16 protein-coding genes are annotated in these 13,741 nt (G+C 37.7%); 4 read left to right on the forward strand and 12 right to left on the reverse strand.

What is annotated here, in order from left to right; translation table 11 throughout:
• Positions 1-210: 210 nt before the first annotated feature.
• The 8 genes from IE222_RS24760 to IE222_RS24795 all read right to left on the reverse strand — a co-directional run bounded on the left by IE222_RS24760 (position 211) and on the right by IE222_RS24795 (position 7,186).
• Entirely contained in the window at positions 211-1,329 is a 1,119-nt protein-coding gene (locus IE222_RS24760) for an N-acetyldiaminopimelate deacetylase (protein ID WP_191277059.1), read from the reverse strand.
• A 57-nt stretch (positions 1,330-1,386) separates the two neighbouring features.
• Entirely contained in the window at positions 1,387-2,091 is a 705-nt protein-coding gene (dapD, locus tag IE222_RS24765) for a 2,3,4,5-tetrahydropyridine-2,6-dicarboxylate N-acetyltransferase (protein ID WP_191277060.1), read from the reverse strand.
• A 71-nt stretch (positions 2,092-2,162) separates the two neighbouring features.
• Positions 2,163-3,050 carry a transcriptional regulator CcpC gene (gene ccpC, locus IE222_RS24770; protein ID WP_191277061.1) on the reverse strand — a complete coding sequence of 296 codons (888 nt, stop codon included), beginning with the start codon at positions 3,048-3,050 and terminating at the stop codon, positions 2,163-2,165.
• Between the two features lie 34 nt (positions 3,051-3,084).
• The gene (locus IE222_RS24775) at positions 3,085-4,587 is read right to left on the reverse strand and encodes an MDR family MFS transporter (protein WP_191277062.1); all 1,503 of its coding nucleotides are present in this window, start codon (positions 4,585-4,587) and stop codon (positions 3,085-3,087) included.
• A 65-nt stretch (positions 4,588-4,652) separates the two neighbouring features.
• Positions 4,653-5,093: a cyclic-di-AMP-binding protein CbpB gene (gene cbpB / locus IE222_RS24780; protein WP_191277063.1), complete on the reverse strand. Its 441-nt coding sequence runs from the start codon at positions 5,091-5,093 to the stop codon at positions 4,653-4,655.
• A gap of 113 nt (positions 5,094-5,206) precedes the next feature.
• The gene (locus tag IE222_RS24785) at positions 5,207-5,443 is read right to left on the reverse strand and encodes a YkuJ family protein (RefSeq protein ID WP_066395438.1); all 237 of its coding nucleotides are present in this window, start codon (positions 5,441-5,443) and stop codon (positions 5,207-5,209) included.
• A gap of 226 nt (positions 5,444-5,669) precedes the next feature.
• Complete coding sequence (locus tag IE222_RS24790) at positions 5,670-5,906, reverse strand: hypothetical protein (protein ID WP_191277064.1); 237 nt, start codon at positions 5,904-5,906, stop codon at positions 5,670-5,672.
• Between the two features lie 71 nt (positions 5,907-5,977).
• Complete coding sequence (locus IE222_RS24795) at positions 5,978-7,186, reverse strand: EAL domain-containing protein (RefSeq protein ID WP_191277065.1); 1,209 nt, start codon at positions 7,184-7,186, stop codon at positions 5,978-5,980.
• A 145-nt stretch (positions 7,187-7,331) separates the two neighbouring features.
• Here IE222_RS24795 and IE222_RS24800 point away from each other — a divergent pair, with 145 nt between their 5' ends.
• The 4 genes from IE222_RS24800 to IE222_RS24815 all read left to right on the forward strand — a co-directional run bounded on the left by IE222_RS24800 (position 7,332) and on the right by IE222_RS24815 (position 11,015).
• Complete coding sequence (locus IE222_RS24800) at positions 7,332-8,171, forward strand: C39 family peptidase (protein ID WP_191277066.1); 840 nt, start codon at positions 7,332-7,334, stop codon at positions 8,169-8,171.
• A 160-nt stretch (positions 8,172-8,331) separates the two neighbouring features.
• Positions 8,332-9,198 (forward strand): metallophosphoesterase, encoded by an 867-nt coding sequence (locus IE222_RS24805; protein WP_191277067.1) that lies wholly within the window; start codon positions 8,332-8,334, stop codon positions 9,196-9,198.
• 121 nt (positions 9,199-9,319) lie between these two features.
• The gene (locus IE222_RS24810) at positions 9,320-9,796 is read left to right on the forward strand and encodes a YkyB family protein (protein ID WP_191277068.1); all 477 of its coding nucleotides are present in this window, start codon (positions 9,320-9,322) and stop codon (positions 9,794-9,796) included.
• A 64-nt stretch (positions 9,797-9,860) separates the two neighbouring features.
• Complete coding sequence (locus tag IE222_RS24815; RefSeq protein WP_191277075.1) at positions 9,861-11,015, forward strand: aminotransferase A; 1,155 nt, start codon at positions 9,861-9,863, stop codon at positions 11,013-11,015.
• A 55-nt stretch (positions 11,016-11,070) separates the two neighbouring features.
• On the opposite strand, the gene IE222_RS24820 is transcribed toward IE222_RS24815, so the two are convergent.
• The 4 genes from IE222_RS24820 to IE222_RS24835 all read right to left on the reverse strand — a co-directional run bounded on the left by IE222_RS24820 (position 11,071) and on the right by IE222_RS24835 (position 13,713).
• The gene (locus IE222_RS24820) at positions 11,071-11,250 is read right to left on the reverse strand and encodes a hypothetical protein (RefSeq protein WP_191277069.1); all 180 of its coding nucleotides are present in this window, start codon (positions 11,248-11,250) and stop codon (positions 11,071-11,073) included.
• 87 nt (positions 11,251-11,337) lie between these two features.
• Positions 11,338-12,213, reverse strand: coding sequence for an NAD(P)-dependent oxidoreductase (locus IE222_RS24825; RefSeq protein WP_191277070.1), 876 nt, complete (start codon positions 12,211-12,213; stop codon positions 11,338-11,340).
• A 30-nt stretch (positions 12,214-12,243) separates the two neighbouring features.
• Positions 12,244-12,717, reverse strand: a complete 474-nt coding sequence (locus tag IE222_RS24830; protein ID WP_191277071.1) for a hypothetical protein — start codon at positions 12,715-12,717, stop codon at positions 12,244-12,246.
• A 210-nt stretch (positions 12,718-12,927) separates the two neighbouring features.
• Positions 12,928-13,713, reverse strand: coding sequence for an SDR family oxidoreductase (locus IE222_RS24835; protein ID WP_191277072.1), 786 nt, complete (start codon positions 13,711-13,713; stop codon positions 12,928-12,930).
• Positions 13,714-13,741 lie beyond the last annotated feature (28 nt).

Genomic DNA, 13,741 nt, shown 5'->3' on the forward strand with positions numbered 1-13,741 from the left:
ATTATAGGCTAATTCTTATTTTGAGTCAATGTTAAATTATAATTAATTTAAATAAATATTAATTATAATATGCTTCCTCATTTCCCCTTAATCAGTTTGCCCTGTCTATGGAAGAATAAACGACGATATGTAACATATTTTCCCTATATTCTCCATCATTTTAGCATAATTACCCATAACAATAAAATAAAATGACTTTTATCCCTGTTATCAATTACCCTTAAATGTTATATAATTTGTCATAATTCTAACCGCAGCTGCAATAGCATCCTCATTTGGGTTTAGCTTTGCATGATGGAGACCATATGGAGTGTCAACGCCAAGCCAAAACATAAATCCTGGAATTTCCTTCAACAGGTAACCAAAATCTTCGCCAGTCATTGCTTCCTTACATTCGATTAGCTGAACCTCTAGATCGTCCTTAAGAAAATCCATAAATTCCTTTGTTAATTCCTCATGATTATAAACTTGATAATACATAGACCCATAGTCAATTTTCGCCACGCACTCAAAGCCAGTCTCTATACCGCTCACAATCGCTTCAATACGGTGTTTTACTTTTTTCATTGATTCTGGTGTTAATGTCCGGATCGTCCCTTCGAGTCTTGCATTTTCAGCAATAATATTTTGAACGGTTCCCCCAGTAATTTTTCCAATCGTTATCACTGCTGAGTCAAGTGGATTGACATTTCGGGAAACAATTGTTTGTAATTGGTTAACAAGAGCACATGCAGCAATCACCATGTCATTGGTTTGGTGCGGCAGGGCGGCATGCCCGCCTTTACCTTTTAAATCAATAAATAACTCGGAAGTATTAGCAAATAATAACCCCTCTTTAATTGCTACAGTTCCAACCGGATATTCCGGAGCAATATGCAGGGCAAAAATCATATCAGGCATCCACTCCTGCATTTCTTTTGATTGCAGCATTGGCTCTGCACCGCCAGGCCCTTCCTCTGCGGGCTGGAAGATAAATAAAAGATTATCAGCGATCGGATTTTGGACAAAATGTGTGAGCAAACCTAGTGCAATACTCATATGAAAATCATGTCCACAGGCATGCATTTTCGCTTCATGCGTAGAGGAAAACGGCAAACCCGTTTCTTCAGTTATTGGCAAACCGTCAATATCCGTCCTATAACCAATTGTTTTTCCTGGCTTCACCCCATGAACCTTTACGAATAATCCAGTCTTCCATTTTTTTATTGAAAGCCGTTCTTGAGGTAATGATTGAATATAGTTTAATAAATATGCCTGTGTTTTAAATTCCTGGAATCCAAGTTCAGGAATTTGATGCAGGTCACGACGTATTTTAATTAAGCTATTCATTTTTCTTCTCCTTCAAAAAGAAGCGTGGAATAGCTCCACGCTTATAGTTATTGATTATTATATTTGTCTTAATTCTTGCATGATTTCTGTCTTAGATTTTGTTTTCTCATCGATATCTTTAATTTTTCTTGCAGGGGTTCCTGCGACTACTGTTAATGGAGCAACATCTTGAGTGACAACGGCACCAGCTGCTACAACTGCTCCTTTACCTACTGTTACACCTTCAAGGACCACTGCATTAGCACCAATCACAACATCATCTTCTATGATAACCGGTTTTGCAGATGGCGGTTCAATTACACCAGCTAACACTGTTCCAGCACCAATATGGCAGTTCTTCCCAACAGTAGCTCGACCGCCAAGTACAACTCCCATATCAATCATTGTTTTTTCACCAATGACAGCGCCAATATTAATTACTGCGCCCATCATAATAACAGCATTATCACCAATTTCCACCTGATCGCGAATCGTAACACCCGGCTCAATTCGAGCATTAATATGCTTTGTATCTAATAAAGGAATAGCTGAATTTCGACGGTCGCTTTCGATAACATAGTCTTCAATTTTTTCTTTATTCGCTTCTAGAGCGGTTTCAATTTCTGACCATTCTCCAAAAACAACTCCAGTAGAGCCAGTGATGAAGGACTTAGCATTGCTCCCAAAGTCAATACCTTCCATATCACCTTTTAGATATACTTTAACCGGTGTTGATTTTTTACTATTTTGGATAAAAGAGATAATTTCATGTGCATCCATCATTTATTTGTCCTCCTATAACTTACTAAAAAATACTTTAACAAACTAAGGCAGTGAACACAAGAAAAATCCTCCTAAAGGTCAGAGGATTCAGAAATATGTTCTTTTACAATGTCCACGAACGCTTGGACCTGTTTTAACTGGAAGGCAGATTCATAGCCCAATAACCAAGTATCCCTCGCTACGGGAATGTTATTCTCGTCAACAAGAGGAATTTTAAAAATGCTTTGACCACCCTTGGGTAACGTAATGGCGGGTAATATAGCATATCCAATACCATTAAAAGCCATTTGTTTGCATGTTTCAATTTGATCTACAACAACCGTCCTCTTTGGCGAAGTTTTAAAATTCATCATCCACCAATCCTGGATCTCCTGATAATAATTTGAATCACTTTTAAATTGAATAAAGGGGCGGTCAGTATTTAACACTTGTTCAGGCTTTGTTATGTCCCTGTCTACTAAATAAAGCGGGTCTTTAAAGAGATGGACCTTTACTCCCTTCCAATCAGGAGTCCCTCGAATAATTCCAATATGTACTTGGTCATCATATAGACATCTTAATATTTCACTGCTCCACCCTGTGATCAGTGATATTTTTACTTGAGGGTACTTATCAACAAATTTTTTTAAAACCTCCGGGAGCCAATTTTGTCCGACAATAGAGGCAACTGCAATTCTTAAGGTTCCCGAAACGCCTGATTGAAGTGAATAAAGATTCTCACGGACCTTCTCTTCCTTTTTAAGAACATCATTAACAAATTCAATCACCAGTTCACCGGCAGGGGTCAAAGACAGTCCTTTTTGCGAACGAATAAACAACTTCGTCCCCCATTCCTTTTCAATCGTTTGCAGTCTCTGGGATAAAGCCGGCTGTGATACAAATAAACGTTCAGATGCTTTTCGCATATTCATTTCTTGAGCTAACACAGCAAGTAATTGAAATTCAGATAATGAGGACACTTAAAACATCTCCTTTCAAAAAAACCTTCACTGCCTATATAGGGCGTTTATTTTTTCTCGGTATAAATAAGATGAACAACATGCTAATAATAGCAAACACAAAAACAACATAGTAAACAGAATGCAAAGAATTTGTCAATCCATCCTGTAATATCGTTCTAACAGAGCTTGGCAAATGGGCACGTTCGTCTGCCTTTAACAGCTTATTAGCATCATCAACTGTAAGAGTTGAATCTTTCTGTTGGAAAAAATTTACCATTCGATTATTAAGGATTCCACCTAAGAGAGCAGCGCCAATTGTATTTCCAAGATTTCGCATAAACATGTTCGCTGCCGTGGCTATTCCGCGTTGTTCCCAGCTTACAGTACTCTGGATGGATACAATAAATGCCGTTGAGGTTAATCCCATTCCGATTCCTACTAAAAAGGAACCAACAGCAGCCCAAACAGGACCTGAAGAAGCTGTCATCATTACAAAAAAGATACTTCCAACTATTAGAAATACGCCCCCGATCACGGAGGTTTTTCTATAACCAAGAGTCAAGAGCATCTTTCCTGAAAGAGTTGAGGCAATCGGCCAGCCGATCGACATCGCCGTTAAGGTAAATCCAGCCACAATGGGCGTCTGCTCCATTACACCTTGCACAAATGTCGGTAAGAAGCTAGAAATACCAATTAACATGATTCCTGTTGTCAATGAAACGATATTGGCAATAAAAATGGGCCTTTCTTTCCAAATTGAAAATGGCATCATCGGTTCTTTAACCCGTCCTTCCTGAAAGACAAAAGCAATCATTGTAACTATAGCTAAAGCCGATAAACTCACAGCCTGCCAGGACCCCCATGTCCATCTGCTCCCGCCCTCAACCAGCAGAAGCATAATCGATGATATGGTGATGGTTAATAAAACGGCGCCGGAGTAATCAATCTCATGTTTTTTGTGCTTGACATTTTCATGTAAAAACAACCATAAACCAACTAAAGAAAGAATTCCCAGGGGAACATTAATCCAGAATACATATTTCCAGTTAACATACTGTACCAGCAGGCCGCCAATAGCAGGACCGGTAATGGCCGAAATCCCCCAAACACTTGAAAGATAGCCTTGAATTTTTGCCCTTTCCTCTGGAGTGTAGATATCACCGACAATAGTGGTGGCGATAGGGGCTACAGCCCCCGCACCAAATCCTTGAATTAGACGGAAAATAATTAACATTTGCATCGATGTGGCAAAACCGCAAAGAATTGAGCCAATTAAAAATATGATAATACCAAAAGTGAGAATCGGTTTGCGCCCAAACAAATCAGAAAGCTTACCATAAATTAATACAGTAACTGAATTCATTAATAAATAGGCAGAAAACACCCAGCTATATAAAGTGAAGCCACCTAAATCTGCAACAATGGCCGGCATCGCCGTTGAGACAATTGTCGCTTCAATTGCCCCCATAAACATTGCCAGCATAACCGAAGCCAATACGAGCGGCTTTTTTGTTTGCTTCCTAGATTGTGCTGACTGCTTAACTTCCTCCCCCATATAAACACCTCTAACTTCAGAAAAAATTACAGCTCCCTATTAAGGGAGCCTGAACAAATTTCGTTTCATTTGGATTTCTTCACGATTCTATTTAATTGGTTTAATACCGTACTCCTTGGTAAAATTCCGGCAAAAAAACCATCATCTGTCTCCACACAGAGAAACGGATGATTTACTAGCAAATCAAGGCAAATTTGAAATGATGCAGAAATTTTTATCCGAGGAATAGACACTTTCATTACCTCTTCCACCCTTTTTTTCTCCAGCTGCTCAAATTCAATCCTTTCAAGCCCAAGTATGGAATCCATAATGATGGGTGTACTGATAAGCCCATGAAGTTTGTAATGCGGATCTAATACCGGAATTGCGGTATAACCGCTTTTCGTTAACACTAAGAGAGCATGTTCAAGGCTGTTGCCAACTTGTACATGCGCAACCCGCTCTGAGGGGATCAATAAATCTTTAATTGTTAATTCTAAAAACTCTCCGCTGGGAAGACTGATCATAGCCGATAACTCCTCAACATTTGTATTTCTTCAATCCTATTTTATCATAGTTAGCGGATGACTGTGAAAAGATTAAACCCTTAAAACTCGAAAAAAAAGGAACCAAATGGCTCCTATTGAATTAAATCAAAGATTTCAATTGTAATCATATCGATATTATCAAATTGATAACGCTTCGGCTTTTCCTTTTCATTATATACTTCTAATTCAAATGTTTCCGTTTTAGGGTGATAGGTCACCTGACATTTTCTCTCCCCATTCACCTCAAAATACCGTTGAGCAGGTTCACCATTAATTGATTGTTCTTGTAGGTTTTTTAACCTTGTTAATATACCTTGAAGCTGTGACATAGCTTTTCGTCTCCTTTCGAACACAAACAAACTTTCTATCGTTATGTTTTGCAATAGACATGTTTCTATCCTAATGAATTATTTTACAAGTATTTTTGTGCCTTTTTACTTGCCAATATTAAAAGCATAAAATAATGCTTCTAATTTGTCCAAACAAAAATTCAAGAAAACAGGAATTTTTTTTATTTCGAAAATAAAAAAGGTCTCTTTAGAATTCTGAGACCTTTTAATAAAAAGTGATGGCAATGAAAAAAATGATAAATAATAGTAACGCAAAGAATATTCCATAAGCAAGAAAGACTGGATTTTTGGCATAGACATTTTTTTGAACGTGATCAGCAATCTGGGAATCAAATTCACCATCTATTGCTTTTTGCCGCCTTCCAACAACCAATGTATAAAAGAGCGAAAACGCAAGAATTGCCACAATCAGAATTGCAATGGTCATTTCAAAAAGATTCATGAGCTTTTTTCTCCTTCATAATGTTTATGCTTAAAATTCCACTCGATGAATCATTCTATACAGGTGTATTCTTACAGTAATTGATCATGTTCAAATAAATAATGATATGAAATGTCTATAAATAAATATTCGTTACCATTCATTGGAAACGAAAAGGTGCGAATTGTTTCGCCTGTTTCAATATCACTATATAAATCGGACAATATTCCTTTCCGTTCATTTCGCATTTTTATTATATTTTCCAAAAAATAAGGTCTCCAGCTCCAGTTTTTATCCTTATATTCCTTTTGTAAAAACCAGCCTTCCTTACCTTTAAAAAAGTTTGCTGACTTTTGAAAACCGTCTTCATCACATATATACATTCGAAAAGTAACTTGATCCATTTCCTTTACGATGGCTTGAAAAAGCCCTTCATAGCCTAATTTTTTATACTTTAAAACCAAATCATGTATTTTCGCTTGAAAAAACTCAGCAGTCAAATACACAGCCTCTAATTTTTTCTTTTCATAAGAGATAAAGTCATGAAACTTTTCCTTTAATCGATGAATTAAAAAATCCCGAGGTATAAAATCGGCTCCAGGGGGATGTAAATAAAAGCCTTGATAATACCGGCCGCCATTTTTCCAGGCGAACTGCAGCTGATAGCTCATTTCAATATTTTCAAACAGGAGGGTTGACCCGATTTTCCTTGCTAAAAGTGAAATAGTAAACAATACATCATTAAAATTCATTCCAGTTGCCGTCGATTTCAGAGCCTCTAAATTTATTTTTAGGATATCCGGTTCAAGCTGGGCAATTCTTTCGAAATGACTTGCTTTTTCTATACTAGACAGCGATATCTTAATTCCATACGTTCTATAATATTGTAAAAGGTGGTCAAATTGGTCTAAATCCCCTTCATAGTTTCGATCAGAAATTTCCAATACAACACGGTTTAAGCTTAAACCTTTTTTTTCAAATTCTAGTAGTTCTTGTAAGAACGGCTCGCCATTTCCATACATTAGCAGATCCGCATTACGATTTAAATAAATACTTACATCCTCGTCGAGCTTCAGTGCTTTTTCAAGGGCCTTTTTCACTAAGATCAAATCCACTTCAAATTTATATTCATCAGGAATTTGATCGTCTTGAAAAAATGGCCCTAAGCTTATGATTGTACCTTCTGATTGATATCTTCCTAATACTTCATAGGCAATGACTAATTGTTCATCGGCACTAAATATCGGCTGGAAATAAGGAAAAACATTTTCTAAATCAGAGAGAATTTCCAAAGCATCCATCCAAGTACCTCCAAAAAAATTGATATTCATCATTATACCATACGCAATTCAAATGACCTTCGTTCTTTGCCAAAAGGATACCATTATAGCGCCGAAGAAACAATCAAACAATAAGGTCAGTTCTCTTTTAAAGGAGGATCAGTGAATGAAAAGACTCAGCATATTAGCCTTAATTCTGCCGATGTTAGGCTGCAGTCAGATAAATGACGATAAAAAGACCTCCACAATGCAAATAAGGAATTCGACTCAATCAAATTTTGAATTAACAAAGGAAACTGAAGTAAACAGCAAACAAAAAAAGACCTCAAATACAGAACTTAACGCACAAATAATAAAAACGGCCAATAAATACAAAAGCAGCAAAACGGAAAACGGACAAAAAAGGAAAGATTCAGCTTTGCTTGATGTCGTTTTAATTAAACAAAACCCTGAGTTAAAATATGGCTGTGAAGTAACCAGTTTGACAATGATGCTAAAGTATGCAGGGGTAAAGACGAATAAGATAGAGCTTTATCAAATGATAAAAAAGGATCCTGATCCGCTTATTAAATCAGCAAAAGGCGATATATTGCGTTGGGGAAATCCCGCAGATGGCTTTGTTGGTGATATGACAGGAAAACGGCCAGGATATGCTGTTTATGACAAACCGATGATTGATTTAATTAACAAGAAGCTCCCTGGCAGAGCGGTTAATTTAACTAACCAGCCGTTTGATCGTGTGTTAGCTCATGTTTCGGCGGGCTATCCAGTTGTTATCTGGACTACTGGGGATTATCGTCTTCCAGACCGCCCAGAAGGCTGGTATCACGGGAAGCATTACATTAAAACACCGCTTGATTTACACGTTGTATTACTCGTAGGCTATGATGCCAATTATGTATATTTAAATGATCCGTTATCAGGACGCAAGCAAGTAAGAGTTGGAAAAAAGCGTTTTATTTCTTCTTGGGAAGCACTAAAAAGACGTGCGGTAAGTTACAAATAAATCTCAATTAAAAAAAGCAGCTTGGAAATTTAAGCTGCTTTTTTGCGATTTAAAGCATATAAATCTATAAGGAACTTTTCACTTGCAATATTTTGCATTTTTAAAGACAATACATATGGACTGTAAATTGAAAGTTAATAAAGTATAGGTTGGTAGAAATATGCCCAAAAAAACGACGAGGAGAACCTTTTTGAAACGCACAATTGGTTCATTGTTTACCTTGCTTGGCTTAAGTTCAGGTGGATATTATTACGCAAATAAAATTGAGCCCTCTATGCTGAGCATTGAGCAAATGGATATTATACACCCACTAATCCCCAAAAGCTTTGATGGTATAAGAATTGTTCAATTCAGTGATACTCACCTTGGATTTCAATATAACATTAAACAAATTAAAAAACTTGCCCATCGAATTAACCAGCTAAAACCTGATATAATCCTTTTTACAGGAGATTTATTGGACGAACCTAATAAGTATACAGAAATAAATCGGCTATTACCGATTTTAGACAGCCTTCACGCTCCTCTAGGGAAATTCTGCATTTTTGGCAATCATGACCACGGTGGTTATGGTTCGGACCTTTACCGAAATATTATGGAAGCTGCAAATTTTACTGTGCTGTTAAATCAATCGTCAACCATTAAGCTCCAAGATGGAAGCAGAATTTATTTACTAGGAATTGACGATGCCATGCTAGGGACTCCTGACATATCGATAGCGATGAAAAATGTGCCGAAACACCATTTTACTATTCTGTTATCACATGCACCTGACCTTGCTGAAGATGCATTACGCTACCCCATTCATTTGCAGTTAAGCGGTCACAGCCATGGCGGCCAGGTGAAGATCCCTTTCATCGGAGCACTAATCAAGCCTCCTTTTGCCCAAAAATATTTAGAAGGTCTTTATTCCCTTGGGGATAATAACCAATTAACCCTTTATGTAAATAGAGGGATCGGTACAACAAGACTCCCATTTCGCTTCTTATCAAAACCAGAACTTACGGTATTTACATTTCGGACTTAGAAGGCATAAAAAATTATGCTTTCTTTTTTATTTTTTTAAAATTATTTTGCTAACACTTTTCTATTTTAACAAAAAAAAGGTATAATATAGTTGGTTGAAATAATAGAAAGGAGTAAATATTTTGAATCCCGATCAGAATCGTCCTCAAACAAATGAAAATCAAACCATCGAAAACCTCTCACAAGCTGTCTTTATCGTTAATCGTCATGCTAAAACAGCGATTAATCCCAAATTTTTATACAAATTAAAACAGGAATCATTAAAGAGATTGATCGAAGAAGGAAAAGCAAAAAAGATTGGTCTACACTTTTCTGAAAATCCGCGGAACAGCCAGCAGCAGTCGGATTGCTTAGTTGAATGCGGAAGATATTTATTTCATATTCCTCCTACAAAGACAGACTTTATTAATCTTCCGCATTTAGGAAAGCTTGATAGCCAGGTAAGAAATCCCAAGGCAGTCATGTCTCTTAATACTGCTAAAGCAATTTTACAATCGTATACAGGAGTCATGGAACATACTGATGCACCCAGATCTCCGAAAAATCATCAGCGTAACTATCAAAAACCGGTGTTTAAAAAATTGGGTGAAAGATATTAAATTTAATCCTATGACTTAAAGCCAGGAAGATGCTCCTGGCTTTAAAAATGGAAGGATGGACAAATTGGAACATTTAATTAACCAGCATGTAAAAGACATTGAAATTTCGGGAATTAGAAAATTTTCAAACATGGTCTCCCAAATGGATGATCTCATTTCTTTGACCATTGGGCAGCCCGATTTTCCAACTCCGGAGCATATAAAAAATGCCGGTATCAAGGCAATAGAAGATGATTTTACTACTTATACCCATAATGCGGGTACAATTGAATTAAGGAAAGCTGCATGTCATTTTGCAGCCGAAAAATATGGAGTGCACTATAAACCCGAATCAGAAGTGATTGTTACAACTGGAGCAAGCGAAGCAATTGATATTGCCTTTAGAACCATTTTAACAAAAGGGTCAGAAGTCATTTTACCCGGACCAATATACCCTGGCTATGAACCAATCATTCGCATGATGGGTGCAATTCCGGTGCATGTCGATACACGACAAAATCAATTTCGCTTTACTTTAAAGATGATTAAACCGTATATTACCGATAAAACGCGGTGTATTGTCCTCCCTTATCCATCAAATCCAACCGGAGTAAGCTTAACAGAGGATGAATTAAAAGAAATTGCTGCCTATTTGAAAGAGATGGACATCTTTATTTTGGCAGATGAAATTTATAGTGAACTTACCTTTGGCCGCCAACACCAATCAATTGGATGCTTTCTTAAGGAAAAATCAATAATTATTAACGGATTGTCTAAATCCCATTCAATGACCGGCTGGAGGATTGGCTTTTTATTTGCCCCAGAGGGCATCGCCAAGCACATTCTTAAGGTTCACCAATATAACGTGTCATGTGCCAATTCGATTGCTCAAAAAGCGGCTTATGAAGCCCTGACAGCTGGGTTCAATGATGCAATAACCATGAGAAAAGAGTATGAAGCAAGAAGAGATTACGTATTTGAAGCCTTAAATGACATGAACCTTGAAACCGTCAAACCAGAAGGTGCTTTCTACTTCTTTGTAAAAATTCCTGCCACAATACCTTTAAACAGCTTTGATTTTGCCCTTGACCTTGTAAAGGAGACAAAGGTTGCCGTGGTTCCCGGCAGCGCCTTTTCAAAGTATGGTGAAGGCTACTTCCGTTTATCATTTGCCTGTTCACGCGAAACGTTAGAACTCGGTTTAGGACGAATTAAGCAGTACCTTCAAAAATGGAGATAAATATAATAGAAGACCCTCAGATTTTTTATCTGAGGGTCTTGCGGCATATTACGTATTATTGCCCAGTATACTCTCCGTTATTTTTTGCTGCTTTTACTTTTTTCGCTTTATCCTTATGGATTTTGTTTGTATCAGCTGCTCCCATTTCATGGGCAAATTCTTCGTTTAGAACAGCTGAATCAAAGCCCTTTTTATTTTTTTGTTTCGCATCATTTTTCTTTGTTCTTTTGGCCATCAAATATTCCTCCCTAACAACAAGCTATTACTAGTATCAGGTTTGCAGAAAGAAATTATGCCTTCCAATAACGGCCAAAAGAGCTAACTAATTGTTCCAGAATTTATATAATGCTTGGGTTCCGCTGTTCTCTTCGCCTTTTTCTGCCAATTGATCATATAAAGATTTAGCTAAAGAAAGTCCAGGTACTTCCATTCCCATCTGTTCCGCCTCATCTAAAGCAATTTTCATATCTTTTATAAAATGCTTTATGTAAAAACCTGGTTCAAAATTCCCCTGTAACATTCTTGGAGCAAGATTGCTTAATGACCAGCTGCCTGCTGCACCGGTTGAGATACTTTTAAGGACTGTTTCCGGATTTAATCCGGCCTTTTGGGCGTAAATAATGGCTTCACAAACACCGATCATATTGGAGGCAATCGCGATTTGATTACTCATTTTCGTATGCTGTCCAGCCCCTGCTTTTCCTTGGTAAACGATATTTGTTCCTAAGTGCTTTAAGATCGGGAGGATTGCTTCGAATGCCTCAGGATCGCCCCCAGCCATAATCGAAAGTTTTGCTTCCCGTGCACCAACATCGCCGCCAGAAACTGGTGCATCGATGGAGGAAATGCCCCGTTTCTTTGCTTCATGATAAATTTTAACGGCTATCGATGGAGCAGATGTTGTCATGTCTATAAAATAGCTCCCCGCTTTCCCATGTGGAATTAAACCCTCTGCACCTAAATATACTTCTTCAACATCCGCCGGATAACCAACCATTGTAAAAATAACCGAAGCTTTTTCCGCCACTTCTCTGGGTGTACCAGTCCAAGCTGCCCCTTTGTCCAATAAGTCTTGTGCTTTCTCTCGTGTTCTAGAATAGACAACCAATGGATAACCTGCTGCTAATAAATGTGACGCCATGCTTTTCCCCATCACACCTGTTCCAATGAAACCAATCGTAATGTCAGAAGATAACATTTTTTATTCCCCTCTCATCTTATTTTTTCTTTATAGTTCTGATGAAAAATTGGTTAAATAGGCACGTCCAAATACTTCCTTATTATTAAACACTTCTATGGAAACCGCTTTATTTTGTTCAATCATGTTTTGAAGTTCCTGAATATGCAAATCCGCTTTTAATGGGATTGGGTCCATGTAAATATATTTTTCACTTTTTCCTTTTACGTCTAAATATTCTCCATTAAGCACTTGTTCCTCGCCATAAATAATCTCTCTTTTTCCTATTGCAGCCGCTAATTTCTCATCGTGAATCATTACTTTTACCTTATATAATTGATGGTCTTCAATGATCTCGTTATTGATGCGAAAGCGGAATTGAATCTCATTATTTTTTGTCAAGAGTGCGTCAGCATAGCGGTTTACAATCGATTCATTGGATAATAAAACATTGCAGCCGCTTAACAGACTGGTACTAATTATTCCTATCAGCAGAGCAAAAACCACAAAATCTTTTTTATACATTCTAAACACTCCTTTTATATTTTTACCTTAGCCAAAAAAAATTGGTAATAAACGTAAATGGAGGCCACTTGTGGTAATTTCTTCTTGTCTAGCTCCAGCGCCTAGCCCCTCGAGGTCACAAGCCAATCCGTCCAAAAGGTTAAAAAGCAACCTTTAGGCCGTCTCATCTTGTGCTTGTCGGAGCTAACGAGGCACTTGCGCTTTTCGTTGTTAAATGGCTTTGACCATACCGCCATCCACTAATAATGCACTGCCTGTCATATATGAATTTGCATCAGAAAGCAGAAATACTGCAACATTCGCAAATTCCTCCGGGGTGCCATAACGCTCTAATGGAATAAGGGCTTTCATTTGTGTTTCAATTGTTTTTAGATCAAGCCCCTGCTTGTCCGCAGTTACTTGATCTAAATGTTTAACTCGGTCGGTCGCAATCCTCCCCGGCGCAATCGTATTAATAAGAATATTATACGGGGCAAGTTCAGTAGCCAATGTTTTCGATAAGCCAATGATTCCTGTACGGAAGGTATTTGATAGAATTAAACCTGGAATTGGTTCTTTAATGGACGAAGAAGCAATATTAAGAATCTTTCCTCCTTGCTGTTTTAAATATGGCAATGCTTCCCGAATCGTTCGTACATAAGAAAGCAAGTTTAATTCAAAAGAGGCCTGCCACTGTTCATCTGACAATTCTTCAAACGAACCAGCAGGAGGGCCGCCAGCATTATTCACGAGCATATCAATTCTGCCAAATGTTTCAATGGCAAACGACACCAGCCCTTTTATATCAGCTGGATTCTTAATATCAGCCTTCCGATAGACCGCTTTACCATTTCCGATTACCTCAAGCTGTCTGCATTTCTCTTTTAATTTTTCCTCCCCCCTGCCGGAGATGACAACATTTGTTCCTTCTTTAACAAGCCGCTCGGCAATCGCATAACCCAGTCCTTGACTGGAAGCTAAAATTAATGCTGTTTTTCCGCGTAAATTAAAATCCATATTCTCACTCCTCGTATATTAGTAGTAA

It is taken from the genome of Neobacillus kokaensis (assembly GCF_014656545.1).
Taxonomy (GTDB): domain Bacteria; phylum Bacillota; class Bacilli; order Bacillales; family Cytobacillaceae; genus Neobacillus; species Neobacillus kokaensis.